This is a genomic window from Bradyrhizobium zhengyangense (assembly GCF_022012555.1).
Lineage (GTDB): Bacteria > Pseudomonadota > Alphaproteobacteria > Rhizobiales > Xanthobacteraceae > Bradyrhizobium > Bradyrhizobium zhengyangense.
In genome coordinates this window covers 398,276-424,084 of the sequence record NZ_JAKLTZ010000004.1, presented here as the reverse complement: position 1 = coordinate 424,084, position 25,809 = coordinate 398,276, and the positions used below count along the sequence as shown (strand labels likewise).

General features: G+C 63.6%; 28 protein-coding genes. 23 read left to right on the top strand and 5 right to left on the bottom strand.

The window, feature by feature from the left end:
* Positions 1–61: 61 nt before the first annotated feature.
* The 4 genes from L6639_RS17560 (at position 62) to L6639_RS17545 (ending at position 2,903) form a co-directional block, all read left to right on the top strand.
* Positions 62–430, top strand: coding sequence for a YciI family protein (locus tag L6639_RS17560; protein ID WP_057759198.1), 369 nt, complete (start codon positions 62–64; stop codon positions 428–430).
* Complete coding sequence (locus L6639_RS17555; RefSeq protein ID WP_237862976.1) at positions 427–1,722, top strand: RNA polymerase sigma factor; 1,296 nt, start codon at positions 427–429, stop codon at positions 1,720–1,722. Before L6639_RS17560 ends, L6639_RS17555 begins: the two co-directional genes overlap by 4 nt.
* Before the next feature lie 164 nt (positions 1,723–1,886).
* Positions 1,887–2,423, top strand: coding sequence for an SRPBCC family protein (locus tag L6639_RS17550; RefSeq protein ID WP_237862975.1), 537 nt, complete (start codon positions 1,887–1,889; stop codon positions 2,421–2,423).
* Between the two features lie 60 nt (positions 2,424–2,483).
* A complete protein-coding gene (locus L6639_RS17545; protein WP_237862974.1) occupies positions 2,484–2,903 on the top strand; it encodes a VOC family protein in 420 nt (139 codons plus the stop codon).
* 70 nt (positions 2,904–2,973) lie between these two features.
* Here the strand turns inward: L6639_RS17545 and L6639_RS43470 are convergent, their stop codons facing one another.
* From L6639_RS43470 to L6639_RS17525, 4 genes are all read right to left on the bottom strand, one after another.
* Positions 2,974–3,129, bottom strand: a complete 156-nt coding sequence (locus L6639_RS43470; RefSeq protein ID WP_377818748.1) for a hypothetical protein — start codon at positions 3,127–3,129, stop codon at positions 2,974–2,976.
* A gap of 670 nt (positions 3,130–3,799) precedes the next feature.
* The gene (locus L6639_RS17535) at positions 3,800–4,237 is read right to left on the bottom strand and encodes a hypothetical protein (RefSeq protein WP_237862972.1); all 438 of its coding nucleotides are present in this window, start codon (positions 4,235–4,237) and stop codon (positions 3,800–3,802) included.
* A gap of 124 nt (positions 4,238–4,361) precedes the next feature.
* Positions 4,362–5,150, bottom strand: coding sequence for an SDR family NAD(P)-dependent oxidoreductase (locus tag L6639_RS17530; protein ID WP_237862971.1), 789 nt, complete (start codon positions 5,148–5,150; stop codon positions 4,362–4,364).
* A gap of 233 nt (positions 5,151–5,383) precedes the next feature.
* A complete protein-coding gene (locus L6639_RS17525; RefSeq protein WP_237862970.1) occupies positions 5,384–7,048 on the bottom strand; it encodes a methyl-accepting chemotaxis protein in 1,665 nt (554 codons plus the stop codon).
* 415 nt (positions 7,049–7,463) lie between these two features.
* Here L6639_RS17525 and L6639_RS17520 point away from each other — a divergent pair, with 415 nt between their 5' ends.
* The 19 genes from L6639_RS17520 to L6639_RS17430 all read left to right on the top strand — a co-directional run bounded on the left by L6639_RS17520 (position 7,464) and on the right by L6639_RS17430 (position 25,329).
* A complete protein-coding gene (locus L6639_RS17520; RefSeq protein WP_237862969.1) occupies positions 7,464–7,868 on the top strand; it encodes a YciI family protein in 405 nt (134 codons plus the stop codon).
* 51 nt (positions 7,869–7,919) lie between these two features.
* Entirely contained in the window at positions 7,920–8,282 is a 363-nt protein-coding gene (locus L6639_RS17515; RefSeq protein ID WP_237862968.1) for a hypothetical protein, read from the top strand.
* A gap of 96 nt (positions 8,283–8,378) precedes the next feature.
* The gene (locus L6639_RS17510; protein ID WP_237862967.1) at positions 8,379–9,119 is read left to right on the top strand and encodes a TetR/AcrR family transcriptional regulator; all 741 of its coding nucleotides are present in this window, start codon (positions 8,379–8,381) and stop codon (positions 9,117–9,119) included.
* A 120-nt stretch (positions 9,120–9,239) separates the two neighbouring features.
* Complete coding sequence (locus L6639_RS17505) at positions 9,240–9,734, top strand: DUF2852 domain-containing protein (RefSeq protein ID WP_237862966.1); 495 nt, start codon at positions 9,240–9,242, stop codon at positions 9,732–9,734.
* A gap of 144 nt (positions 9,735–9,878) precedes the next feature.
* Positions 9,879–10,049 (top strand): hypothetical protein, encoded by a 171-nt coding sequence (locus L6639_RS17500; RefSeq protein WP_237862965.1) that lies wholly within the window; start codon positions 9,879–9,881, stop codon positions 10,047–10,049.
* A 63-nt stretch (positions 10,050–10,112) separates the two neighbouring features.
* Complete coding sequence (locus L6639_RS17495) at positions 10,113–10,370, top strand: hypothetical protein (RefSeq protein WP_237862964.1); 258 nt, start codon at positions 10,113–10,115, stop codon at positions 10,368–10,370.
* 193 nt (positions 10,371–10,563) lie between these two features.
* Entirely contained in the window at positions 10,564–11,331 is a 768-nt protein-coding gene (locus L6639_RS17490) for a serine acetyltransferase domain-containing protein (RefSeq protein ID WP_237862963.1), read from the top strand.
* A 160-nt stretch (positions 11,332–11,491) separates the two neighbouring features.
* Positions 11,492–12,010: a flavodoxin family protein gene (locus tag L6639_RS17485; RefSeq protein ID WP_237862962.1), complete on the top strand. Its 519-nt coding sequence runs from the start codon at positions 11,492–11,494 to the stop codon at positions 12,008–12,010.
* 506 nt (positions 12,011–12,516) lie between these two features.
* A complete protein-coding gene (gene tolQ / locus L6639_RS17480) occupies positions 12,517–13,233 on the top strand; it encodes a protein TolQ (protein ID WP_027532430.1) in 717 nt (238 codons plus the stop codon).
* 43 nt (positions 13,234–13,276) lie between these two features.
* Entirely contained in the window at positions 13,277–13,729 is a 453-nt protein-coding gene (tolR, locus tag L6639_RS17475; RefSeq protein WP_237862961.1) for a protein TolR, read from the top strand.
* 4 nt (positions 13,730–13,733) lie between these two features.
* On the top strand, positions 13,734–14,699 hold the full coding sequence (locus tag L6639_RS17470) for a protein TolA (protein ID WP_237862960.1): 966 nt from the start codon (positions 13,734–13,736) through the stop codon (positions 14,697–14,699).
* Positions 14,700–14,740: 41 nt separating this feature from the next.
* The gene (gene tolB, locus L6639_RS17465) at positions 14,741–16,093 is read left to right on the top strand and encodes a Tol-Pal system beta propeller repeat protein TolB (protein WP_237863346.1); all 1,353 of its coding nucleotides are present in this window, start codon (positions 14,741–14,743) and stop codon (positions 16,091–16,093) included.
* Between the two features lie 245 nt (positions 16,094–16,338).
* Entirely contained in the window at positions 16,339–18,666 is a 2,328-nt protein-coding gene (locus L6639_RS17460) for a putative bifunctional diguanylate cyclase/phosphodiesterase (RefSeq protein ID WP_237862959.1), read from the top strand.
* Positions 18,667–18,836: 170 nt separating this feature from the next.
* On the top strand, positions 18,837–19,577 hold the full coding sequence (locus tag L6639_RS17455) for an N-acyl amino acid synthase FeeM domain-containing protein (protein WP_377802947.1): 741 nt from the start codon (positions 18,837–18,839) through the stop codon (positions 19,575–19,577).
* Between the two features lie 266 nt (positions 19,578–19,843).
* The gene (pal, locus tag L6639_RS17450) at positions 19,844–20,332 is read left to right on the top strand and encodes a peptidoglycan-associated lipoprotein Pal (RefSeq protein ID WP_237862958.1); all 489 of its coding nucleotides are present in this window, start codon (positions 19,844–19,846) and stop codon (positions 20,330–20,332) included.
* A 184-nt stretch (positions 20,333–20,516) separates the two neighbouring features.
* Positions 20,517–21,551 (top strand): tol-pal system protein YbgF, encoded by a 1,035-nt coding sequence (gene ybgF / locus L6639_RS17445; RefSeq protein WP_237862957.1) that lies wholly within the window; start codon positions 20,517–20,519, stop codon positions 21,549–21,551.
* An 81-nt stretch (positions 21,552–21,632) separates the two neighbouring features.
* Positions 21,633–22,730, top strand: coding sequence for a tRNA lysidine(34) synthetase TilS (gene tilS, locus L6639_RS17440; protein WP_237862956.1), 1,098 nt, complete (start codon positions 21,633–21,635; stop codon positions 22,728–22,730).
* A gap of 255 nt (positions 22,731–22,985) precedes the next feature.
* Positions 22,986–24,908, top strand: a complete 1,923-nt coding sequence (gene ftsH, locus L6639_RS17435; protein ID WP_237862955.1) for an ATP-dependent zinc metalloprotease FtsH — start codon at positions 22,986–22,988, stop codon at positions 24,906–24,908.
* Positions 24,909–24,918: 10 nt separating this feature from the next.
* Positions 24,919–25,329, top strand: a complete 411-nt coding sequence (locus L6639_RS17430; RefSeq protein WP_237862954.1) for a DUF3052 domain-containing protein — start codon at positions 24,919–24,921, stop codon at positions 25,327–25,329.
* A 144-nt stretch (positions 25,330–25,473) separates the two neighbouring features.
* On the opposite strand, the gene L6639_RS17425 is transcribed toward L6639_RS17430, so the two are convergent.
* Positions 25,474–25,797: a hypothetical protein gene (locus tag L6639_RS17425; RefSeq protein WP_237862953.1), complete on the bottom strand. Its 324-nt coding sequence runs from the start codon at positions 25,795–25,797 to the stop codon at positions 25,474–25,476.
* Between the last annotated feature and the right edge of the window lie 12 nt (positions 25,798–25,809).

The following is a 25,809-nucleotide window of genomic DNA, read 5'->3' as shown; positions in this document are numbered from 1 at the left end:
CCTGTCGGGGCGAGGCATAGTGGATCGTCTTCAAATCAAGCGTTCCCGGAAGGTACTGCCCATGCTTTATGCGATCCTTTGCTATCATGACGAAGACTTCGTCGGCTCCTGGAGCAAGGACCAGGACGAAGCCGTGATGAAAAAGCTCGCCGTGGTGCAGGACAAGCTCACGAGCCAAGGCCGGCTCGGCCCGGTGGCGCGGCTGCTGCCGACCACCGCTGCGGCGACCTTGCGCAAGGAAGACCCGCCGCTGGTGCTCGACGGCCCCTATGCCGAGACCAAGGAGCAGCTGCTCGGGTTCTATATCGTCGACTGCAAGAATCTCGACGATGCGCTCGACGTCGCGCGCGACCTCGGCGCTGCCAATCCCGGCGGCGCCTATGAGGTGCGTCCCGTCGGCGTGTTCAGGCCGGGAGGAATTTCGGCGTGAGCGAGGCCGACACTGGCTGGATCGAGACCGCGCTGACCTCGGCGCGACCTCAGGCGGTCGGCGCGCTGCTGCGCTATTTCCGCGATCTCGATACGGCCGAAGAAGCCTTCCAGAACGCGTCCTTGCGCGCGCTCAAGAACTGGCGGGAGAATGGGCCGCCGCGCGATCCCGCGGCCTGGCTGATCATGGTCGGCCGCAACGTCGCCATCGACGAGGTTCGCCGCACACGCAAGCAGCAGCCGCTGCCGGAGGACGACCAGGCGATCTCCGATCTCGACGATGCCGAAGGCGCGCTCGCCGAGCGTCTCGACGGCTCGCATTATCGCGACGACATCTTGCGGCTGATGTTCATCTGCTGCCATCCGCAACTGCCGGCGACGCAGCAGATCGCGCTGGCGCTGCGTATCGTCTCCGGTCTCACCGTGAAGCAGATCGCGCGCGCCTTTCTGGTTTCGGAAGCCGCGATGGAGCAGCGCATCACCCGGGCCAAGGCCAAGGTCGCGGAAGCCGGGACGCCGTTCGAGACGCCCGGCGCCGTCGAGCGCTCGGAGCGGCTCGCTGGCGTCGCCGCGATGATCTATTTGATCTTCAACGAGGGCTATTCGGCGAGTGGCGATACCGCAGAGATCCGCAAGCCGCTGTGCGAGGAGGCGATCCGCCTGGGGCGACTGTTGTTGCGCCTGTTCCCGAGCGAACCGGAGATCATGGGGCTGACGGCGCTGATCCTGTTGCAGCATGCCCGCAGTGCCGCGCGCTTTGCCGAAGACGGATCGCTGATCCTGCTGGAGGACCAGAACCGCGCCCTGTGGAACGGCACCATGATCGCGGAAGGCCTCGCCTTGATCGACAAGGCAATGCGGCACCGCCGCAGCGGGCCCTACCAGATCCAGGCTGCGATCGCCGCGCTGCATGCGCGCGCGGCGACGCCTGACGAGACCGACTGGGCCCAGATCGACCTGCTCTATGGTGCGCTCGAAGTCGTGCAGCCTTCGCCGGTGGTGACGCTCAACCGGGCGGTCGCGGTGGCCAAGGTGCGCGGGCCCCAGGCCGCGCTCGATCTGATCGAGCCGCTGGCGCCGAAGCTTGCCAATTACTTCCATTTTTACGGCGTGCGCGGCGCCTTTTTGATGCAGCTCGGCCGCAGCGACGAAGCGCGCGTTGCCTTCGACCGCGCCATCGCGCTCGCCAACACCTCCGCTGAAGCCGCCCACATCCGCATGCACATCGATCGCCTGATCCGGGATAGCCAGCCGAAGGACAGCGGCGCCAAGCAGGGCGTGAAGGCGAAATGACGGCGTAGCCGTTGTTCCGGGGCGGTCCGCAGGACCGAGCCCGGAATCTCGAGATTTCGGGTTCACCCTTCCGGTGCCTCGGAATGACGGGCAAGAAAATCTCTTCCAGATTGTCGGTCCGCGCGGCTCTCCTTCGTCTTAATCCCGTATCAAGGGAGCCATTCATGCTGAAAGCTGTTGCCATCATCGCCATCGTGGTCGCCGTCGGGATCGCGGGCATCGTCGTCTTCGCCCTCACAAAGCCCGACACGTTCCGTGTTGAACGTTCGCTCGCGTTGAAGGCGCCGGCCGATGCGATCTATCCGATGGTCGCCGATTTCCACTTCTGGACCAGTTGGTCCCCCTATGAAAACCGGGACCCCGCGATGAAGCGCACCTACGGTGGAACCGAGTCAGGGAAGGGCGCGACCTATGCCTGGGACGGCAACAACAATGTCGGCGCCGGCCACATGGAGATCCTCGAGGCGAACACGCCGTCGAAGCTCCGCATCAAGCTCGATTTCGAGCGTCCCTTTGAGGGGCACAATACCGCCGAGTTCACTTTTGTGCCGCAAGGCGATGCTACGCTGGTCACATGGGCGATGTACGGTCCAGCGCCCTTCATGTCCAAGATGATGCAGGTCTTCGTCAACATGGACACCATGATCGGCAAGGACTTTGAGGTCGGCCTCGCCAGCCTGAAGAAGCTCACCGAGAAATAACGCCAACTGCCGCCCAAGGACTGGCAGGAAACGGTCAGCGAAACGAAGAGGAGAGAAGCGATGCTCAGTACCTATCTGTTCTATCAGGACACCTGCGAAGCGGCGTTCAACTATTACGCCAAGGTTCTCGGCGGCAAGATCGACGCCTTGATGCGCCTCTCGGACGCGCCGCCATCGGACATGCCTCCTGGACCGCCCGGCCGGGAGAAGACGATCATGCATGCGCGGATGACGTTGCCCGGCGGTGGCGTGCTGATGGCCTCCGACACGCCGGCTGAGCATTTTCACAAGCCGCAGGGCTTTTCGATTTCGATCACGGTCATGGACCTGGCTGAGGGCGAGCGCAAATTTAACGCGCTCGCCGACGGCGGCACCGTCACGATGCCCTTCAGCAAGACTTTCTGGGCCAAGGGCTTCGGCATGTGCGTCGACAAGTTCGGCATCCCCTGGATGGTGAATTGCCCGGCCGAGGGAATGTGAGCGTGTCGTTCCGCTGATACACCGCGCTGCGCCTTCCTCTCTCCTTTGCCGCGAGAGAGGAGGGTGCATGTCAGCGGATCGATCCGGTCGTCTCTTCGTTCGGCGGCCGTGTCACGCAGCTGGGGCAGATCACGAGCTTCGAGCCGAGCTGCCTGTCGTTCTCGGCCTCGATCTCGTCCTGTACCGCCCACCATGCGTCGGAATAAGGACGCAACGTGGCCAGCACTCGTTGCCTCTCAAGATTAGGATCGGTCTCTGGCGTTGCGCGACCGGCAACGCGACGCTTTGTGACGGCAGGACGATTTGGATCCTGACCGAGCCCGTCCCACGCGATTGATCGCCGCTCCGCCGCCGGCGCGGCCGCGCATCCCACGAGCACTGCGCAAAAACTAAGCAAGACGAAGATGTGTCGTATCATGCTGGACTTTCGGTGTTCCACGCGACAGGCAAAAGCTGCGCAGGACGTTCTGCTTCGCGCCAATCAAATGGAACCCAAAGAAATGACACCGCCGGCGAGGCTGAATCTGAAATCTTGATTCGCATCACATTGCGAGAGCAGTGAGGCCGCTTCGTGAATGAAGAGGATCGCAACGCACAACAACTGGCGCAATATTAGGCTGTGCACGTCGCGCGAGAATCCGCTAATAATTCCTTCATAAAGTTTAAAAACCAGGGTGGACGTAACTCGGAAGGGAGCGACCGATGGTGGCGGCGCTACAAATCAACTTTGCACTGTGGGGAATGCTCATTTGCGCGAGCTTGGAGCTGGCGCAGACGATCGAGAGATTCTTCTAGGCATCACTTTGGTCAGTTCGCGAGCGATGCTGCGAACGACAATGACCCGTACGACGACAATCTCGCGGTAGCGATGACCCGCGCCTCATAGTCGCTGATCCTCACCGGCAGCGAGGATAGATTGCGGCGAGGTCGCGGCCCCTCAGCAAGAGCAATCGAGAGGTGAGGCCGCCGCGGCGGCTGATCCAGTCACGCACCGGGCCGGGATAGGCTTCGAGCACGGCTTCGGATGCTTCCGGTTCGGCGTAGAAGCGTCCACGCCGGTCAACCGAACGCGCGGCATGGAAACCGAGCACGGCGCGCCTGGTAACGCAAATCCGCTCGCCCGGTACGATGCTGAGCACCAGTGTGCAGGCGGACAGGCACGGACCGTCGATCACGACACGCTCGCCGCTCGCGCGCACCTTCTCGAACAGATCAAGGAACGGTCCGACCTGCCCGCCTGGGCTCTGGATGATGCGGATCTCCGCCTTGGCGGGTGCGGAGGCGAACAGTGCGGATGCGAGCATCAGGGCACTGAAGAAGGTGACGCGTCGCATGAAGCACTCCACCAACTCGGTTTCGTAGTGGGCATAGCGTAGCGTGCCCACCATTGTCACAGCAACTCCTGTGACGATGGCGGGAACGGCGCATCGCGACTTTGTCCACCCGACAAGTCTGCGCCTACCCGTTCCGTCGTTGCCCTCGCAACGTCGGCAGGCCGATGCCCGCGGCATCGAAACCGCCATCGACGGCCAAAATTTGGCCGGTGATGTAGCTCGCGCGCTCCGAGCACAGGAAGTAGATCGCCTCCGCCAGTTCCTCCTCCAGCCCATAGCGGTTGAGCGGGATGGCGTCGTGATAGTCCGCGCGGATTTCCTTGGTGTGCACTTGCTTTGCCATAGCAGTGTCGACCGGCCCGGGCGCGACCGCGTTGACGCGGATGTTGAGCGAGGCGAGCTCGACCGCGAGCTGTTTTGTCAGGTGCGCGAGCCCCGCCTTGCTGGTGCCGTAGGCCGAGCGCAAGGTCGAGGCACGGACGGCCGAGATCGAGGTGATATTGACGATGGCACCGCCGTCGGCCTCGCGCATCAGCGGCACGGCCGCCCTGGTGCAGAGGAACGGCCCGGTGAGATTGACCTCGAGCACGCGGCGCCAGTCGGCCTCCGACGTCTCCATCAGCGGCGCGAACACGGCAATGCCGGCATTGTTGACCAGGGCATCGAGCCGGCCGAAGCTCTGCTCGAGCGCCGTCATTGCGGCACCGACCGCGGTCGCGTCCGAGACATCGCAGGTGAGTGCCAGCGTCGCCTCGCTCCGGTCGATCTCGGCGACCGCGCGGCTCAGCAATTCGCCCTCGATGTCGAGCATCGCCACGCGCCAGCCCTCGGCTAGGAATTTTTTGGCTGTCGCAAGCCCGATGCCACGCGCGGCTCCGGTGACGAGGGCGACTTTTTGCGGGGCTTGCGGCATGGATTGTTGTGTCCTGTGTAGAAGAGAGGCGCGTGAGCGCGCGCTCCTTTTACTGCGCTTTAGCGCCGGTGAGGAAGGGCTATGTTGATCGAGCCGCTCCGTCATTGCGAGCGTAGCGAAGCAATCCAGAGTCTTTACTATGCAGGGATTCTGGATTGCTTCGCTACGCTCGCAATGACGCTGTAGGGACAGCGAGCGCTCAGGATGACGGGGATAGCGAAACAGCGAGCGCCTTAAGCCAGCTCCGCCGATGCCCGCTGCATGTTGGCCGACATGTCCGCGGTCACCGCACTCTGTTCCTCGACCGCGGCGGCCGTGGTGGCGATGAACTCGTTGACGCCGGCGATCGCGGCCTTGATCGCAGTGAGCGAGCTAGCGACGTCGCCTGAGATGGTGTTCAGCGCGTCGATTTCGGAGGTGATGGTGTCTGTGGCTTGCTTGGCCTGGTTGGCGAGGTTCTTCACCTCGGAGGCGACCACCGCGAAGCCCCGTCCGGCTTCGCCTGCACGTGCCGATTCAATCGTGGCGTTGAGCGCCAGCAGATTGATCTGGCTGGTGATGCCGGCGATCATCTCGACGATCCCGCTCATGGCCTGCGCGGCCGCATTCAACCTCTGCGCCTGGCCGTCGGCGGCCTCGACCCTGGAGGCCGCGACCTTGGAGTTCTCGCGCGACTTCGCCATGGTTTCGGAGATCTCGCGGATCGATGCGCTCATTTCTTCGCTGCCGGCCGCGACCGCCTCGATCAGTCCACGCGCATTGTCGGCTTTCTTGCGGCCGATGACCTGCGCGGTGACGTCGGTGGCATATTTCACCACCTTGTAGGGTTTGCCGTTGAGATCGAGGATCGGGTTGTAGGATGCCTGGATCCAGATCTCGCGTCCGCCCTTGGCGATGCGTTTATATTCGGCGGCCTGGAATTCGCCGCGGCCAAGCGTTTCCCAGAACTGGCGGTAGGCCGGCGCGTTCTTCTCGCTCGGCTCGACAAACATCGAGTGGTGCTGGCCCTTGATCTCGGCCAGCGAATACCCCATCGCCTTCAGGAAATTCTGGTTTGCGGTGCGGATCGTGCCGTCCATGTTGAACTCGATCACCGCCTGCGATTTCTGGATTGCGGCGAGTTGGCCGTCATTGTCGGCGGCCTTCATCTTCTGTGCGGTGACGTCGGTCGCGAACTTGACCACCTTGAACGGCTTGCCGGTCTCGTCGAGGATCGGATTGTAGCTGGCGAGAATCCAGATCTCGCGGCCGCCCTTGGCGATCCGCTTGAATTCGGCGGCCTCGAACTCGCCGCGGTTCAGCTTGGCCCAGAACGCGCCATAGGCCGCGCTGGCGCGGTCCTCCGGCGTCACGAACATGCTGTGGTGCTTGCCCTTGATCTCGTCGAGCGAATAGCCCATCGCGCCGAGGAAATTCTCGTTGGCGGTGATGATGGTGCCGTCGACCTGGAACTCGATCACGGCCTGGGCGCGATTGATCGCCGCGATCTTGCCGGCATCTTCCATGGTCTTGATCTTGTACGCCGTGATGTCGGTGGCGAACTTGATGAAGGAGACCACCTTGCCGTTCTCGTCGAGCAGCGGCGCGTAGGAGGCATGGACCCAGACTTCCTTGCCGTTCTTGCCGAACCGCTTGTACTGCGTGGTCTGGAACTCGCCGCGATTGAGGCTGGCCCAGAAATCACGATAGCGGGCGCTCTCGCGCTCGGTCGGGCTGACGAAGATGCTGTGGTGCTTGCCTTTGATCTCGGCGAGTGAATAGCCGCTCATCTTCAGCAGGTTTTCGTTGGCATCGAGGATGGTGCCGTCGAGACCGAACTCGATCACGGCCTGCGACCGATCGAGCGCCTCGACCTCTGCGACCGCGTGCCTCACCTTCTTGCTTTGAAAATTGAACACGTTTGCTCCGCAACGTTCCCAACCCGAATCGGCTGGATTGCCAGACCGTTTGTCTTGTTCCGAAAAGTTGCATGGGCTTCTTGAGCAACCGTAAACACTTGCCATGAGCCGCATCGGCTCCGCAGTTGGACGTGCTGTGGCCATGTCCTTCAGCAAGCACACGTTCCCGATTCATATGCACGGCGGAATTCATTGGCCGACACGTATTTGTACGGGACCCATTGGCATTATTTTGCGCGGCGTGTTGACGCAGCGCGGGCCTGGGGCGGGGCCCGCACGGATGCCTCCGCCATGCGCCGTGCCGGTTCCGGACCGTGACGTCCGCAATAATTTTCGCGGCCATGTCGGCCTCGGAGAAGGTCGTTCGTCTTAGAAGTGAGCGCGGGTCAGAAGGCGCGCTTTGGTGAGGAACCGCATGCGATTCATGATGCTGATGATCCCGCTCGGCTACGAGACCGCGCCGGCGGACGTGCAACTCGATCCCGAACGCGTCGCCGCGATGATGCGCTACAATGAGGCGCTGAAGGATGCCGGCGTGCTGATCACGCTGGACGGCCTGCATCCGCCGTCGATGGGCGCCCGCGTCTCGTTCGCGACCGGCCTGCCTGTCGTGACCGACGGCCCCTTCACCGAAGCCAAGGAAGTGCTGGGCGGCTACTGGATGATCGAGGTCGGCTCGCGCGAGGAGGCGATTGCGTGGGCGAAGAAGTGCCCGGCCTCCGCCAATGAAATCATCGAGATCCGCCAGGTGCAGGAGATGTCCGACTTTCCCCCTGACGTGCAGGCAGCCGCTGCCGGCTTCGAAAACCTGAAGAACTAGCCGCCGCCAAGACTTCGCGGCTTCGTCCATCCATCAACAGGGAGCAAACCAATGAGCAACGATACCTATCTCGCCGTCTTCCTCGGCAGCAAGACCAGTCCGAAAATGGCTGCGTGGAATGCGATGTCCGACGCCGAGCGCAAGGCGAAGGAGATGGAGGGCATGGCGGCCTGGAAGGGCTGGGTCGAGAAGCATCAGGGCGCGATCCAGGCGATGGGCGGTCCGCTCGGCAAGACCAAGAAGGTTGACGGCAAGGGCATTGCCGACATCGCCAACGAGATGGGCGCGTTCACGGTCGTTAGCGCCGCCTCGCACGAGGCGGCCGCAAAAATGTTCGAGAACCACCCGCATTTCGCGATCTTCCCCGGCGAGCGCGTCGAAATCATGCCGGTGCTGCCGATTCCGGGCGGCTAGCGCCCTCTGATTGTTCCGGGGTGGCTGGCGCATCGCCCCGGAATGACGGGCAGGGCCTAGTGACCTTCACGCCCAGCTCATGTAAAGATCGTTCACATGAGCTGGCGCAAGGAGCAGCGCCGCGCCGAGCGCGGCTATCACCACGGCAATCTGAAGGAAGCACTTCTGCAGGCCGCCCTCGGGCTGATCGCCGAGAAGGGGGCGGCCGGCTTCACGTTCGCCGATGCCGCGCGCATGGCCGGCGTCAGCGCCGCGGCGCCTTACCGGCATTTTCGTGACCGTGATGAGTTGCTGTCCTCGATTGCGCAGCGCGGCTTCGAGCAGTTCGAGGCGCGGCTGACCGAGGCCTGGGACGACGGGCGTCCCGACACCGTCACCGCGTTCGAGCGCGTCGGCCGGGCCTATCTCGCCTTCGCCCGCGAGGAGCCGGCCTTCTACAACGCGATGTTCGAATCCGGCCTGCCGGTCGATGCCAATGCAGCGCTACAGGCTGCAAGCGAGCGTGCTTTTAACGTCATTCGCGCCGCCGCGGAGCGTCTTGCGGCGCTCGCCTCGCCCGGCACGCCGCGGCCGCCGGCGATGATGATGGCGCTCCACATCTGGTCGATGGCGCACGGCGTCGCCTCGTTGTTCTCGCGTGGTGATGCTGCGCGACGCAAGCTGCCGATGTCGCCGGACGAACTGCTGGAGGCCGAGGTGCTGATCTATCTGCGCGGCCTCGGCTTCCCGACCGACCGCAGGCCACAGGCGAAGAGCGCCGAGCCACCGCCGGTGCCGCCGGAGGCATCCTCTGGTTTCGGGGTCCCGCCGGGCGGCTCCTGGGGCAAGCCGAAATAAAGTTGCGCAAATAATCACGCGGGCTTGTCAGGCGGTCAGCTTGACAAAATCGCGGGATGGTCTAGCTATGTAAATGTTATTTACATTCACAACGGCGCGATGCCGTGATGGAGATGGGAAATGGCCTACACCGCTGACGTCAATCGCTGGCGCGGCCCCTCGGACCAACACCAGCAGTATGAGCGGCCTCACATGCTCGATACGCCCTGGCATCCTGGTTGGATTGCCGTGACCATTCTCGGCTTCATCATTTGGTGGCCGATCGGACTCGCACTTCTCTTTTTCACACTCGGGAGCAGAAGAATGTCGTGCTGGAGCAACTCAGATCGCTGGCAGAACAAGATGGAGCGGATGCAGTACAAGATGGACCGCATGCGCGATCGCATGGAGCGCCGCGGCTTCGGCGGCTTTGGTTTCGGTCCGCCGACCTCCGGCAACCGCGCCTTCGACGAGTATCGTAGCGAAACGCTGCGCCGGCTCGAGGAAGAGCAGGTCGAGTTCAAGAACTTCCTCGACCGTCTGCGCCACGCCAAGGACAAGGAAGAGTTCGACCAGTTCATGGCCCAGCACAAGACGCGGCCGACCCCGCCGCCGACCGACCAGCCGCAGGGTTGATCTCTAACTCAAAGCCTTCAGGCGCATGCCCCCAAAGTCCTGATGGCCCCGAGCCGCCCGCCCGCGCACCCCGCAGGCGGGCGGTTTGGTTTTTGGGGAAGCTTGACCTCCGAACCAGCGCACGGTCGGCCGACACCAAAGCCTATGGACCTCACCACCCGCCTGCTGCTCGGCGTGACCGCGTTCGCGGTGCTGGCCTTTATCAGCTCCGTCTATGGCGGATGCGCAGGCGACCCCGACTGCCATTTCCGCGTCTGCGGCCATCGGTTTTGCGGCGTCGTCTACGACCATCCTGAGAACCGCCCGACGCCGTAGAACCCGATCGGTCCGTGGCGCGACCAATCGCCGACAGCGCCTGCCGCGCCGACGGGTCTGACCATGACCAACGCCGAACGCAAAGAGATCGATCAGCGCATTGCGCTGCTGGAGCGCGGCAGCGCGCTGTTCGGCCGGTTCGGTGGCTCCATTCCGCTGGTGATCGCATTTCTCAATCGATGGCCGACCACGGTCGAGCTCTATCCGCACTGGCAGGTCGGCGAGTCCTGGAAATTCTTTCTCAGTTGCCTGCTCTATTTTCTGGCCTCGCTCGCGCTCGACCGCGCCATCAGTTTTGCCAAAGCGAGCCTCGACCCATGATCCTGCTCCGTGATTTTGCGCTCTTCATCCTTCCTGCCGCGATCGCTGCGGGCGGCTGGTTCTACGCGATCGACGTGCGCAAACGGGTCCGGCCAGGCCGCGCGCCCCGGCGGAGCGCCATCCCGCCTGCATCCCTGGCACCTTGATCGGGACGGCCTATATCCGTCGTCGTGGGCAGGGCGCGGAGGCGACGATGGCACAGGCTGCGATCATGACGAGCGAGAGCCTCTGGCGGACCATTCGCGGCGAGGCGCAGCGCGCGGCGGATGCCGATCCGGTGTTTGGCCAGGCCCTTGCCCGTGCCATTCTCGCCCATGATGATTTTGCAGCTGCCCTCGCCGATCTGATCGGGCATCGCCTTGGCCGCAGTGCCGCCGAGCGCACGCGCTTCACGGCCCTTTCGCGCAATGCTTTTCGCGACGAGCCGGACCTGATCGCAGCGGCCGGGCGCGATTTGCGTTCGATCACACTGCGCGATCCGGCCATCACCTCCTTGTTGCCGCCGCTGCTGCATTACAAAGGCTACGTCGCATTGCAGGCCTGGCGCATCTCGAACTGGCTCTGGCGTCAGGGCCATGGCGACGCGGCGCTATTGTTTCAAAACGAGGCCTCGAACGTTCTTCAGGTCAGCATCCATCCCGCAGCGGCAATCGGATCGGCCGTCTATCTCGACCACGCCACCGGCATCGTCATCGGCGCCAATGTCGTGATCGGCGACGAGGTCACCATCCTCCAGAACGTCAGCATCGGTCGCGACAGTGAGCTGCCGGCACGCTCGCCGCGGATCGGCCGTGGCGTCTACATCGGCGGCGGCGCGACCATTCTCGGCGATATCAGGATCGGTGATTTCGCCAAGATTGGCGCCGATACGGTCGTGACATCGGACGTGCCCGCCGGCTGCACCGCGGTCGGCAATCCCGCGCGATTGACCAATTGTCCCGAGCCTCTCCCGGCGGCGTGACGGGCGGATCGGATCATCCCGCAGCTTTCAATCTCGGGAGACGAAGCTTCAGGATGTTTCGCTCAAATGGCCCATTCAATTGCCTGCTTGTTGACGAGGATCAAACCGCCATCAACACAATCGAGATGTAGTTCCTTGTGCACGAGGGAGGAGCGCATCAATGGCGGATGCAAGGATTCTCGTGGTCTACTATTCTCGGACCGGAACGACACGCAAGGTTGCCAAATCACTCGCGGCTGCATTGCATTGTGACAGCGAAGAGGTCGTCGAGACCAGCAGCCGAAGCGGGATGTTTGGCTATCTGCGGTCCGTGATCGATGCGCGACGGCAGGTTCCATCGCGCATCGTCGCGGGCGCTAGCGATCCATCGCTCTACGATCTCATCGTGATCGGAACTCCGGTCTGGGCCTGGTCACTATCTTCGCCCGTCCGGGCTTACCTGCTGGCAAACAAGCCAAGACTTCCTGCCGTGGCGTTCTTTTGTACGCTCGGCGGGGGTGGCAGCGATCAGGCCTTCGGCCAGATGCAGGAGGTCGTCGGCAAGCGTCCCGTCGGCTGTCTCTCCATCACGGCCCGCGATGTGGCATCCGAGAAATATGCGCCGCAGCTCGTAACCTTCGTTGAGACATTGCAACGGACGCTTGCGGAAGATCGCAGCACAGCGACGAGCGTGGCCTGAGTGGGTCCCGCAGATTCCTCGAAGAAGGTCCGCCAACGAGGGACCGCTTCGGAGTTCGTTGGGTAGTAGATCTCGAAATCGAGTTCCGGTCCCGGGTCGGCCGGGCCTTGGAGCACGACGCCCTGCACATGGGTCAGCCGGGTCGCAGCAATCGTACCGGCCAGCGGCGGGATTGCTGGCGGGCAATGCCCCTCCCATCCCCCTGCACCGTAACCCTTTTCCGCAGCCAAATTTGCCCCTGGTAACCCCGCATTAACCATCGCCGGGCTCTGGTAACGACGGACAATCGCGCCCGGAGCTGTCGTCGAGGCCCATAGTTTTGACATCTTGGCAGGGAATGCAGGCGGCGGCTTTGGACGAGCCCCTGCACCCCAGAAAGACAAGGCTTTGAGCGGGCTTGCCGGCCGCGCCGATGTTAGCGCGGGCATTGGGGAACCGGCCGCCATAAGCGGGCCGGGACATAGGTAACGATCGCCAAAAACGGTCACCTTGAGAGGATATTTCTAATGAATCCGGCCGACGTGGCTCAGTCTGCCCTTCCGGTTGCCGCCTCCGCCGACGTGTCGCTGATCGCGCTGTTCTGGCAGGCTCACTGGATCGTGAAATGCGTCATGCTGGGCCTGTTGTCCTGCTCGGTCTGGGTCTGGGCCATCGCGATCGACAAGATCTTCCTCTATGCCCGCACCCGCCGCTCGATGGACCGGTTTGAGCAGGCCTTCTGGTCCGGCGAGTCGATCGAGGAGCTCTATCGCACGCTCTCGGCCAAGCCGACCCATTCGATGGCGGCCTGTTTCGTTGCGGCGATGCGTGAGTGGAAACGCTCGTTCGAGAGCCATGCCCGCTCGGTCGCAGGGCTCCAGATGCGCATCGACAAGGTCATGAACGTCTCGATCGCCCGCGAGGTCGAGCGGCTGGAACGCCGCCTGCTGGTGCTCGCGACCGTCGGCTCCGCCGGCCCCTTCGTCGGCCTATTCGGCACGGTCTGGGGCATCATGTCGAGCTTCCAGTCGATCGCGGCGTCGAAAAATACCTCTTTGGCGGTGGTGGCGCCCGGTATCGCGGAGGCGCTGTTTGCGACCGCGGTCGGCCTTATTGCCGCAATTCCTGCCACTATTTTCTACAATAAGTTCACTTCCGAGGTGAACCGGCAGGCCCAGCGGCTCGAGGGCTTCGCTGATGAATTTTCAGCCATCCTGTCCCGCCAGATCGACGAGCGGGGCTGACGGACGGCATGTATAGTGTGAAGGCGAGATTGGGCACCAAGCCATGGGCATGAACGTTGCCAGTTCGTCCGGAGGCGGCGGGCGCCGCAGCCGGCGCAAGCCGGTCATGGCCGAGATCAACGTCACGCCGATGGTCGACGTGATGCTGGTGCTGCTCATCATCTTCATGGTGTCGGCACCGCTGCTCACCGTCGGCGTGCCGCTCGACCTGCCGCAGACCCAGGCCAAGAGCCTCGAGCAGAACGACCAGAAGCCGATCCAGATGTCGGTCGATATCAAGGGCAAGGTGTTCATCAACGACCAGGAGATCGCGATCAACGAACTGATCCCCAAGCTGAAGGCGATCACGGACGCGCGCGGCGGCCTCGAGGAGCGCATCTATCTCCGCGCCGACAAGAAGGCGGATTACGGCACGGTCGCCAAGGTGATGGGCCTGCTGTCGGGCGCGGGATTCAAGAAGCTGGCGCTCGTCACCGAAGCGGATCAGGGGTCTTAGGCCAGTGAAGGTGAACGTCGACAAGACACTCGTTGCGTCGATTGTCCTCCACGTCCTCGTGCTGGGATGGGGCCTGCTCACCTTTAGCAGCAAGGCCTACATCGCGCCGGAGGAGTCGCTCCCGGTCGACATCATCTCGACAGATCAGCTCGCGCAGATGATGTCGGGGCAGAAGACCGGCGACAAGAAAGAGCCGAAGCCCAAGGTCGAGAAGGTCGCCGAGGCCAAGCCCGAGGAAGATTCCGTCGGCAAGGTCACCGAGAAGAAAGAGCTGATCAAGACCAACTCGACCCCGGATACGCCGCCGCCGCCGAAGCCTGTCGAAAAGCCGGTCGAGAAGAAGCCCGATCCGCCGAAGCCCGTTGCGGAGACCAAGCCGAAGGAAGAGCCGAAGCCGCAGGAGAAGAAGCCTGACCCGGCCAAGGAAGATCCGATCGCCGAGCTCCAGAAGAAGCTGGACACCAAGAAGCCGCCGCCCAAGCCCGTGGAGCAGAAGGTTGCCGCGGTGCAGCCGCAGCAGCAGCCGAAACCGAAGGAGCGCACCTTCGATCCCGCGCAGATCGCCCGCGACCTCGACAAGCGTGCCGCGACCCGGCATGAGCTCACGGGCTCAGCGCTGAATGCGTCGGCGTCGCTGGGCTCGACGTCTGGGACAGCCGCCAACAACATCGCGACCTGGCAAGGTGCATTCCAGGGCGCGGTCAAACGCTGCTTCACGCCCACCTATAACGGGCAGGACGCCAATTTGTATGAAGCCGACATCGACATTCCCATGAAGATCGACGGATCGCTCGCCTCCGAGCCCGTCATCGTCGCGGTGCGCGGACCGTCGCGGTCCATCGCGCAGGCCGTGGCAGAGAGCGCCAAGCGCGCCATCGTGCAGTGCCAGGTCTATTCGTTCCTGCCGAAGCAGCAATACGACAGCTGGAAGCTCATTCCGATGACTTTCGGCCTGAAAGACATGTTGTGACATCCGGACAAAAGAATTTTGCAATGAATGACGTTCGATCGATGAACCGCCGCCGCTTCATGACTCTGACCGGGTCTACGCTTGCGTTGCTCGGGGGTGGACAGGCCTTCGCCCAGCAACCGCAGCAAGGCCGTCTCCGCATCGATCCCACCGAGTTTCGGCCGATCCCGATCGCGATCACGAATTTCGTGCCCGGCTCGCCCGCTGACGGCGAGGTCAGCAATGGCGTCACCCAGGTCATCACCAACAATCTGAAGCGCTCGGGCCTGTTTGCCCCGATCGACCAGGCCGCCTTCATCGAGCGCATCAGCAACATCGACGTCGCGCCGCAATTCCAGAACTGGAAGACGCTCAACGCCCAGGCCCTCGTCACCGGCCGCATGACGCGGCAGCAGGACGGCCGCCTCAAGGCCGAATTCCGCTTGTGGGACGTGGTGACCGGCCAGCAGCTCGCGGGCCAGCAATATTTCACCTCGCCGGAATATTGGCGCCGCATCGCCCACATCATCTCCGACCAGATCTACGAGCAGATGACCGGCGAGAAGGGCTATTTCGATAGCCGCGTCGTGTTCGTCGACGAGACCGGGCCGAAGGAGCGCCGCGTCAAGCGGCTCGCCATGATGGACCAGGACGGTGCCAATGTGCGCTACCTCACCCGCGGCTCCGACCTCGTGCTGACGCCGCGCTTCTCGCCGAACTCGCAAGAGATCACATACATGGAGTTCGGGCAGGGCGACCCGAAGGTCTATCTGTTCAACATTGAGACCGGCCAACGCGAGATCGTCGGCAACTTCCCAGGCATGACCTTTGCGCCGCGCTTCTCGCCGGACGGCCAGCGCGTCATCATGAGCCTGCAGCAGGGCGGCAATTCCAACCTGTTTGTGATGGATCTGCGCTCGCGCTCGACCACGCGCCTCACCGATACGCCGGCGATTGACACGTCTCCGTCCTATTCGCCCGACGGCACCCGCATCTGCTTCGAATCCGATCGCGGCGGCCGTTCGCAGATCTATGTGATGGCGGCGGGCGGCGGACAGGCGCAGCGCATCTCCTTCTCGAAGGACGACAACAATGCCACCTATTCGACGCCGGTGTGGTCGCCGCGCGGCGACTACATCGCCTTCACCCGGCAAGGTGGCGGGCAGTTCTCGATCGGCGTCATGAAGCCTGATGGCAGTGGCGAGCGGCTGCTCACGTCCGGCTTCCACAACGAAGGCCCGACCTTTTCGCCGAACGGACGCGTCGTGATGTTCTTCCGCGATCCCGGCGGCAATTCCGGACCGTCGCTGTTCAGCGTCGATATCTCCGGTCGCTTTGAACAAAAGGTGCCGACGCCCGGCTTCGCCTCCGATCCGGCGTGGTCGCCGTTGCTCTCAGCGACCGCGGGCCAGTAGCTCGATCGCGCGCTGGGAAGCGCGCGATCTATTTCGAAAAATCCGCGAACTTTTCGGCTTTCTGCATGCGCGGCAAGCTTTCCTTCATCTTGTGCCCGGCAAGGCTTGCCTAGTTGCTTGATTTTTCAGCAGAAACAGTTTCGCTATTGCCGAAAAACAACTCGACTTTAACGATGTTCCCTCAGAAAGGCTTCATCTGCTGTGGGTAAAAGTACGCGCCAAACAGGACGCGCGTACAAACCAAAATGCAGTTCGCAGACCAGACCGGCGGGATTGATCAAAAGCCCACGAAGCTTTCGGCGGCGCTGATCGATTCGCTGTTCGAGGCGTCCGGCCCGTTGCTGGCCGGCATCGTCTTCGTCGCCTTTGCGGCGGGCATGACCGCGCTGAAGACGGGACAAACCCTGCTCTGGGGATGCGTCCTGTTTCTTGTCGTTGCGGGCGCGATCCGTGTGTTCGATCTTCGACGCTTCGATCCCCGCAAGTCGGATCTCACGGCTGAAGAAGCCGGCAAGTGGCAGCAGCGCTATCGCATCGGAGCGCTGATTCAGGCGGCTGCGATCGGCACCTGGTGCTCGACCGCCTTGTTGAGCAACGACGATGCCGTCGTCCATCTCATTGCGCTGTCCGTCACCACCGGGATCGTGGCGGGAGGCGCGGGCAGGGCGTACGGACGGCCATCGATATTTCACCAGCAGGCGCTGCTGCAATTCGGTCCCGCGGTGATCGCCCTCGCGGTCCGCGGCACGCCCTATTACATCGCGATGGCGTTCGTGAGCGCGGCGTTCCTGCTGGCGATCATGCAGCTTTCGGGCAATCTGCACAAAATCTTCATGCGGGCCGTCGTGGCCCGCGAACGAGAATCGGCGCTCGCCGGCCAGTTCGATACTGCCCTGAACAACATGCCGCACGGTCTGTGCATGTTCCGCGTCGACCGGCAGCTCGCAGTGATGAATCACCGGTTCAGCGACATGCTGGATCTCCCCGATGGTCTCGTCCGGAGCGGCTCGACCGCGCGTGACATCCTGTCCGCGTGCGTCAGCTCGGGCTCCATCTCGGCCGCAAGCGGCGAGATGATCGTCGCCGAGATCGAGAACGCGCATGCGAACCAGATCGTGACTGTCGATCCCGATGCTGAGAGAAACCGGTCATTGTCCTGGACGGTCCAGCCGATGGCCGACGGCGGCGCGGTGGTCCTTCTCGAGGACGTCACCGAGCGGCGCAATGCCGAGGCCAAGATCACCCATCTGGCTCGTTACGACGAATTGACCGCGCTTCCCAATCGCGTGCATTTCCGCAACGAGATCGAATCGCTGCTGGCGGCCTCGCACCATAGCGCGCGGCTGTCCGCGCTTCTGTTCATCGACCTCGACCAGTTCAAGCAGGTCAACGACACGCTCGGCCACCCCTGTGGCGACCAGCTCCTCTGCGCGGTTGCCAACCGCCTGCGCGAGATGCTGCGGCCGGAGGATTTCGTCGCCCGCTTCGGCGGGGACGAGTTTGTCGTATTCCAGCAGAATATCAGCGTGCCAGAGGATGCCGCGAGCCTTGCTCGCCGTATCGTCGAGCGCCTGAGCGAGCGCTACCGCATCGACAATCATCTGGTCGAGATCGGCGCCAGCATCGGCATCGCGCTGACCTCGCCGGAGGGCGCCAGCGCCGATACGCTGCTCAAGAACGCCGACATGGCGCTTTACCGTGCCAAGGCCGACGGCCGCGGCACGTTCTGTTTCTTCCGCGACGAGATGGCGGCAACCGCGGAAGCGCGACGCATCCTCGAACTCGACCTGCGCAAGGCCCTCGCCAACGAGGAATTCGAGCTGTTCTACCAGCCGCTGGTCAATCTGAAGTCCGGCAAGATCTCCACCTGCGAGGCGCTGCTGCGCTGGAATCATCCGGTGCGCGGCACGGTCTCGCCGGTCGACATCATCCCGGTTGCCGAGGACATGGGCCTGATCGTCGATCTCGGCCGCTGGATCCTGCGCCGTGCCTGCATGGAATGCATGAAGTGGCCGGAGGGTGTCAGCGTCGCCGTCAACTTCTCGCCGCAGCAATTCCACCAGCGCGACGTGCTGAGCGAGATTCGCTACGCGCTCGAAGTGTCGGGCCTGCCGGCGCATCGGCTCGAGATCGAGATCACCGAATCGTCACTGCTGCGCAATACGCAGCTCACGCACGACATTCTCTCGCAGCTGCATGCGCTCGGCGTGCGCATCTCGCTGGACGATTTCGGCACCGGCTATTCGAGCCTCAGCTATCTGCACAACTTCCCGATGCAGAAGGTCAAGATCGACCGGTCCTTCCTGGAAGGGATCGACACCGACCGGCCGCTGACGCTGTTGCGCGGCGTGGCGCGGCTGTCGGCCGACCTCGGCATGGCCGTGGTGGTCGAGGGCATCGAGACCAACGAGCAGCTCGAGCTGATCAGCGCCGACGGCACCGTGTCCGAAGGGCAGGGCTACCTGTTCAGCCGACCGGTTCCGGCCGTCCGTATCAGGCAATTGCTCAGTGCCTCGCATGGCAAGCGCGTGCAGGAGCAGCTGATCGTCGTCTCCTCACGCTCGCTCGGGTAAGTTCCCGCGCATCCGCTCATCGCTATTTTCCCAATATTTCCAAGTATTTCGCGAAGCAGTTGCGAGCCACAACCCTTAACCCTAACAGTTCTAACCCTTTGCAATTGTGTTAAGGAACCTTTAATCTTTTGCGTACTCGCGGAAGTTGATTGGAAGTTTTGGAGTAGCGGATGTCGTCTCAACCCGAGCTGCGCAGGCCGTCGCAAATGCGCGGAGCAGCGTTGTTCGATCGCACCGACTACAGGCTGATCGAGACTCCCGAAGACAGAGCTGAGATCTACCATCTGCGCTACAAGGCGTATTTGAACGGCGGATTGATCTTGCCGTCCGAGTCGGAGCAGGTCCGCGACGTCTATGATGACGCGCCCAATGTCTGGATCTTCGGCGTTTACGTCGATGGACAGCTGTGCAGCTCGGTCCGCATCCACGTCCTGACGAGCGAATGCAGGATGTCCTATTCGACCGAATTGTACGGCGATCATCTCCACGCGCGCCTCGATCGGGGCGAGGTTTTCGTCGATCCGGCGCGACTTGCCGCCGATCCCGAGAAGGCCAGGCGGCTTCCGGAACTGCCCTATCTCACCCTGCGGCTGGCCTATCTGGCTTGCGAATATTTCAATGCCGATACCGGTCTTGCGATGGTGCGGCCCGATCACCAGCCGTTTTACCGGCGCGTGTTCTTGCATGAGCCGGTCGCCGAACCTCGCGCATTTCCCGGCTGGCACACGATGAAGACGTCGTTGATGGCGTCCGATTTCAAGAATCTTCGGGAGAAGGTGCTGACGCGCTTTCCCATCATGCGCTCAAGCGCGTTCGAACGGCGGATGCTGTTCGAGCGCAATAGCCAGCCCCAGGCTCTGTCCCGGCCTGTGCTCGTTCAAGCGCCGCTCAGTCCCGCCAGCCTGGTCTGACCGGCACTGTTCCGGGCCGTTGGCGCGCCTTGCGCAGCCCGCCAAAGCCCGTAATGGCCCGGAATTCGATGATTTTGCCGGCTCATGCGGCTTGCCTTCACCCTTGCGCCACATTTACAACCCATTAACCACAATGGGTGCTTTTCGCTGGTTGGGGGCATTTGACCGGCCGAGGCAAGGTTCCGATAAGGTTGACGGAACGTTCGCTTAACCAACCCCCTGTAGACCGGACAGCAGTGGACGAACGTGAGCGTGGAGGCTCCGGAATGACTAATCCTATGCGTATCCTCCAGGGATTGAAGCTGGCCGCGGTGGTTGCCATCGCGCTGTCGATGGGGGCGTGTGCCAAGACCAATGCAGGTCTGGACGCCAATGCGAGTGCGGCGACCCCGGGCAGCCAGCAGGATTTCGTGGTGAACGTGGGCGACCGCGTGTTCTTCGAGAGCGACCAGACCGATCTGACCCCGCAGGCGATCGTGACCCTGGAGAAGCAGGCGCAGTGGCTGCAGACCTATCCGCGCTACTCCTTCACCATCGAAGGTCACGCCGACGAGCGCGGCACCCGCGAATACAACATCGCGCTCGGCGCCCGCAGAGCCCAGTCGGTGCGTTCGTTCCTCACCTCGCGCGGCATCGATCCGAACCGCATGCGCACGATCTCCTACGGCAAGGAGCGCCCGGTCGCCGTGTGTAACGACATCTCCTGCTGGTCGCAGAACCGTCGTGCTGTGACCGTGCTGAACGCGAGCTCCTGACGTCCAGTCAGCCGCTGTTCATCTTTGGAAACCGAATATGCCGGCGCCCTCACGGGCGCCGGTTTCGTTTCAGCCAACTGTGACCGAAAGGGCGTGGTGCCAGTCACATTTTTGGCGTAGTGCCTTTCAATGTGTCGCGCCTCGCGTGATCCGTCGCAGATTTTGTTTTCGTCGTCAGGGCAAGATGTCATCCAGATCCAAGGGAATTACCGGCATCGTGGCATTGGCCGCGCTGCTCTCTTTGTCCGCGCCCGCATTCGCGCAGACCGACGATGATCCTGAGATGCGGATCGAGCGGCTGGAGAACCAGCTGCGCCAGCTCACCGGCCAGAACGAAGAGCTGCAATATCGCAACCGCCAGCTCGAGGATCGCATCCGGCAGCTCGAGGGCGGCGCGCAAGGTGCTGCGCCCGGCCAGCCGCCGGCCCAGCCCAATGTCGCGGGCGTCCCGCCGGCTCAGGTCACCCCCGGCTATCGCCAGCAGCCGCCGCAGCAACAGGCGGTGCAGCAGCCGAACTATCAGCAACCGAATTACCAGCAGCCTCCGGGCGCGGCGCCCGCGCCGATCGTTCAGGAGCAGCCGGGCCCGGGTGCTCCCGGCACGCGCCGCCGCGGCGACGCGTTCGACCCGAGCCAGACCCCGAATGCGCCCGGTGCGCCGCGCGCGCTCGGCGGCGGCCAGCAGCCGATGCCGGCGGGTGCGCCGCTCGATCTCTCCAACAACGGACAATATCCGCAAGGAGCAGCTCCCGCACAGCCCGGCTATCCGCCGGCCCAGCAGCAGGGCTATCCCGCGCAAGGTGGCGGTCCTGCGCTCGCGACCCTGCCGCCCTCGGCCACGCCCCGCGACGAGTTCGACCTCGGCATCGGCTACATGCAGCGCAAGGACTACGCGCTCGCCGAGCAGACCATGAAGAATTTTGCCGCGAAATATCCTGGTGACCCGCTGCTTGGCGACGCGCAATACTGGCTCGGTGAAAGCTATTTCCAGCGCCAGCAATATCGCGATTCCGCCGAGGCCTTCCTTGCCGTCACCACGAAGTACGACAAATCGGCCAAGGCGCCGGATGCGCTGTTGCGGCTCGGCCAGTCGCTCGCCGCGCTGAAGGAAAAGGAAGCTGCCTGCGCCGCCTTCGGCGAGGTCGGCCGCAAATATCCGCGTGCCTCCGCCGGCGTGAAGGCCGCGGTCGACCGCGAGCAGAAGCGGGTGAAGTGCTGATCTGCGGCGTTTGCGGACTGACAACGCGGCCGATGCTGCGCTAGATTTGACGGCCATCCGCCGCGATTGCCGGGCCGCGTCATGTCAGACGACGACAATTCTCCGATCTCCGCGCGCGCGGCGAAGCAGCTCTTCGCCGAGCTCCGAAGCGCGTCGGCGCTCGTGCTCGCGGTCTCCGGCGGGCCTGATTCGGTCGCGCTGATGTGGCTGGCGGCGCGCTGGCGGCGCAGCCTCGCCCGCGGCCCTGATATCACCGTCGTCACCGTCGATCACGGTCTGCGCAAGGAGGCGGCGCGCGAAGCGCGCGAGGTCAAGCGGCTCGCCACTGAACTTGGCCTTGCGCACCGGACCCTGCGCTGGCGCGGCACAAAGCCGAAGGCAGGATTGCCCGCCGCCGCGCGCGAGGCCCGCTATCGCCTGCTGGCGCAAGCCGCGCGCGCTGCCGGCGCAAGCCACGTGCTGACCGCGCACACCCGCGATGACCAGGCCGAGACGCTGCTGATGCGGCTCTTCCGCGGCAGTGGCATCGCCGGACTGTCGGCGATGGCGCGCTTCACCAGGCGCGACGGCCTCGTGCTGGCGCGCCCGTTGCTCGATGTTCCGAAATCGCAACTGATCGCAACCTTGAGGCGGGCCCGGATCGGCTTCGCTGAAGATCCCACCAACGGCGACACGGCGTTCACGCGCCCGCGGCTGCGCGCGCTGCTGCCGCAGCTTGCCGCCGAGGGCGGCGATATCAGAACCTTGGCGCGGCTCTCGGCGCGGCTCGCCCGCGCCAACGCGGCAGTCGATGTGCTGACCGACGGTGCCGAGCACTTCCTCAGCTTGCGGGATCGCGGCCAACGGCCGCAGCCGGGCATTCGCAGTTTTGAGGCTTCGGCCTTCGCCGCCCTGCCGGAGGAAGTCCGGCTGCGGCTCCTGCTGCGGGCCATCGACGCGATCGGGCACGAAGGACCGGCGGAACTCGGCAAGGCCGAAACCCTGCTGGCCGCACTTGATCAGGCGATGGGGGCGGGGTCCCGTGCACCCGCCAATGGCCGTGCCATCCTGAAGCAGACCGTTCTCAAGCAGACCCTTGCGGGAGCCTTGATCAGCCTTGCCGGGGGGCGTATCCACATCGCGCCTGCGCCGGCCCGGCGGTCCCCAAGGAGATCTCAAAGGGACGTAAAGGGCAGATGAGGGCGGATCATGACACCGGCCATTTGCCTGATCTGCTGTCAGGACACCTTAACCAGGCAGGAAAAACCCCGGCTCTGGTGCCATTATTTCAGCGGGAATCGCTCTAAGATGGGCTAAATAGTCCCATCTCGTTCCCTTGGCAGCGAGCGGGGCGGCACCTAAATTGTATACGTCTAACGATGAGGATTCCTTGGGGATTTCCTCGTACTGCCCCAAGGATGAGGCCGCGATCCGCGCGACCACGAAGGAAGATCGATGAACGCCAATCTGCGCAATTTCGCCCTCTGGGTCATCATTGTTTTGCTGCTGTTGGCGTTGTTCACGCTCTTCCAGAATCCGGGTCAACGCACGTCCTCGCAGGACATCGCGTTCTCGCAGCTCTTGAGCGAGGTCGACCAGGGCCATGTCCGCGACGTCGTGATCCAGGGCCCCGATATTCACGGCACCTTCACCAACGGCTCGAGCTTCCAGACCTATGCGCCGAGCGATCCGACGCTGGTGAAGCGCCTCTATGACAGCAAGGTGCAGATCACCGCGAAGCCGCCCGGCGACAACGTGCCGTGGTTCGTCTCTCTGCTGGTCTCCTGGCTGCCCTTCATCGCGCTGATCGGCGTGTGGATCTTCCTGTCGCGGCAGATGCAGGGCGGCGCCGGCAAGGCGATGGGCTTCGGCAAGTCGCGTGCGAAGATGCTGACCGAGGCGCATGGCCGCGTCACCTTCGAAGACGTCGCTGGCGTCGACGAGGCCAAGCAGGACCTGCAGGAGATCGTCGAATTCCTCCGCGACCCCGGCAAATTCCAGCGCCTCGGCGGCCGCATTCCGCGCGGCGTGCTGCTGGTCGGCCCTCCCGGCACCGGCAAGACCCTGATCGCGCGTGCGGTCGCGGGCGAAGCCAATGTGCCGTTCTTCACCATTTCGGGTTCTGACTTCGTCGAGATGTTCGTCGGCGTCGGCGCCTCTCGCGTGCGCGACATGTTCGAGCAGGCCAAGAAGAACGCGCCCTGCATCATCTTCATCGACGAAATCGACGCGGTCGGTCGTCACCGTGGCGCCGGCCTCGGCGGCGGCAACGACGAGCGCGAGCAGACGCTGAACCAGTTGCTGGTCGAGATGGACGGCTTCGAGGCGAACGAGGGCGTGATCCTGATCGCCGCGACCAACCGTCCCGACGTGCTCGATCCCGCGCTGCTGCGTCCGGGCCGCTTCGACCGCCAGGTCGTGGTGCCGAACCCCGACGTCGTCGGCCGCGAGCAGATCCTCAAGGTGCATGTCCGTAAAGTTCCGCTGGCGCCCGATATCAACCTCAAGACCATCGCGCGCGGCACTCCGGGCTTCTCCGGCGCCGACCTCATGAATCTCGTCAACGAAGCAGCCCTCACCGCTGCGCGCCGCAACAAGCGCATGGTGACCCAGGCCGAGTTCGAGGAAGCCAAGGACAAGGTGATGATGGGCGCCGAGCGCAAGTCGCTCGTCATGACCGAGGAAGAGAAGCTGCTGACGGCCTATCACGAAGGCGGCCACGCCATCGTCGGCCTCAACGTGCCCGCGACCGATCCCATCCACAAGGCGACCATCATCCCGCGCGGCCGTGCGCTGGGCATGGTCATGCAGCTTCCCGAGCGCGACAAGCTGTCGATGTCCCTGGAGCAGATGACCTCGCGCCTCGCCATCATGATGGGCGGCCGCGTCGCCGAAGAGCTGATCTTCGGCCGCGAGAAGGTCACCTCGGGCGCCGCCTCCGACATCGAGCAGGCCACGCGCCTTGCCCGGATGATGGTGACGCGCTGGGGCCTGTCGGAAGAGCTCGGCACCGTCTCCTACGGCGAGAACCAGGACGAGGTGTTCCTGGGCATGTCGGTGTCGCGCACGCAGAACGCCTCTGAAGCGACCGTGCAGAAGATCGACTCCGAGATCCGTCGTCTGGTCGAGGAAGGCTACAAGGAAGCGACCCGCATCCTCACCGAGAAGCACGCCGACCTCGAAGCGCTGGCCAAGGGCCTGCTCGAGTTCGAAACGCTCAGCGGCGATGAGATCGTCGACCTGCTCAAGGGCAAGAAGCCGAACCGCGAGTCCGTGCTGGAGCCGGCCACGCCGCGCGCCTCCGCCGTGCCCCCGGCCGGCAAGTCGCGGCCGCGTCCCGATCCGGATCCCGGCCTGGAGCCCCAGCCGCAGGCGTAACGCTTCGGCGATGGCCGGATATTCCGGTAAACCCGTTGTGCAAAAGCTCGGCATCAAGCCGGGCTTTTGTATTTTGGTGGACGGCCTTGCGACGCCTTATCGCGACGTCGTCGGCGAGCTCCCTGACGGAGTGAGCATCGCAAAAGCCGTCAAGGCCCCGCTCGACATGGTGCATCTCTTCGCCGCCGAGGCCAAAGGCCTCGCCGCCAAGCTGCGCCTCTACCGCAAGGCGATCGCGCCCAACGGAATGATCTGGGCATCCTGGCCGAAGAAGGCGTCGGGCGTCACGACAGACGTCACCGAAGCCCTGGTGCGCGAGACCGCGCCTGCCACCGGCCTCGTCGATATCAAGATCTGCGCGGTCAACGACGTCTGGTCCGGCCTCAAGCTCGTGATCCCCGTGAAGGACCGAGCGAAGTAGCACCGCTTTCGTAGGGTGGGCAAAGGCGAGGAGCGCCGTGCCCACGATCTCTCGCCAATCGCGACAGGTGGTGGGCACGCTACGCTTTGCCCACCCTACGAGGGTGATTGCTCGCACTGACGATGTGAGCCCTATCGCGGCCCCTCACTCGGCAAGCCGAAGCCAGACGTCCTTGCTCGCTAGCGTGCCGTCGGGGGTGGCGATCTCCAGGTCCACGACGTGCAAGGAGTGGTCTCCGTAGACATATTTCAGGTGCCAGATCAGGCCCAGGTCGGGCGTGATGACGAAGTCATCGAGCCCGTCGGTCATCGCCCGAACGGCTTCCCGGTGCGTCAGCGGCGCCGAAAACATCGCATCGATCAGATTGGCGAGGCTCATGCCTTCGACCAGCATCATGCGCGCGATGTCGTCACCATGGACGTGGCGGAGCGCTGATACGATAACGGCGATGGCGTCCGGGTTTTTCATGACACAGTTTAC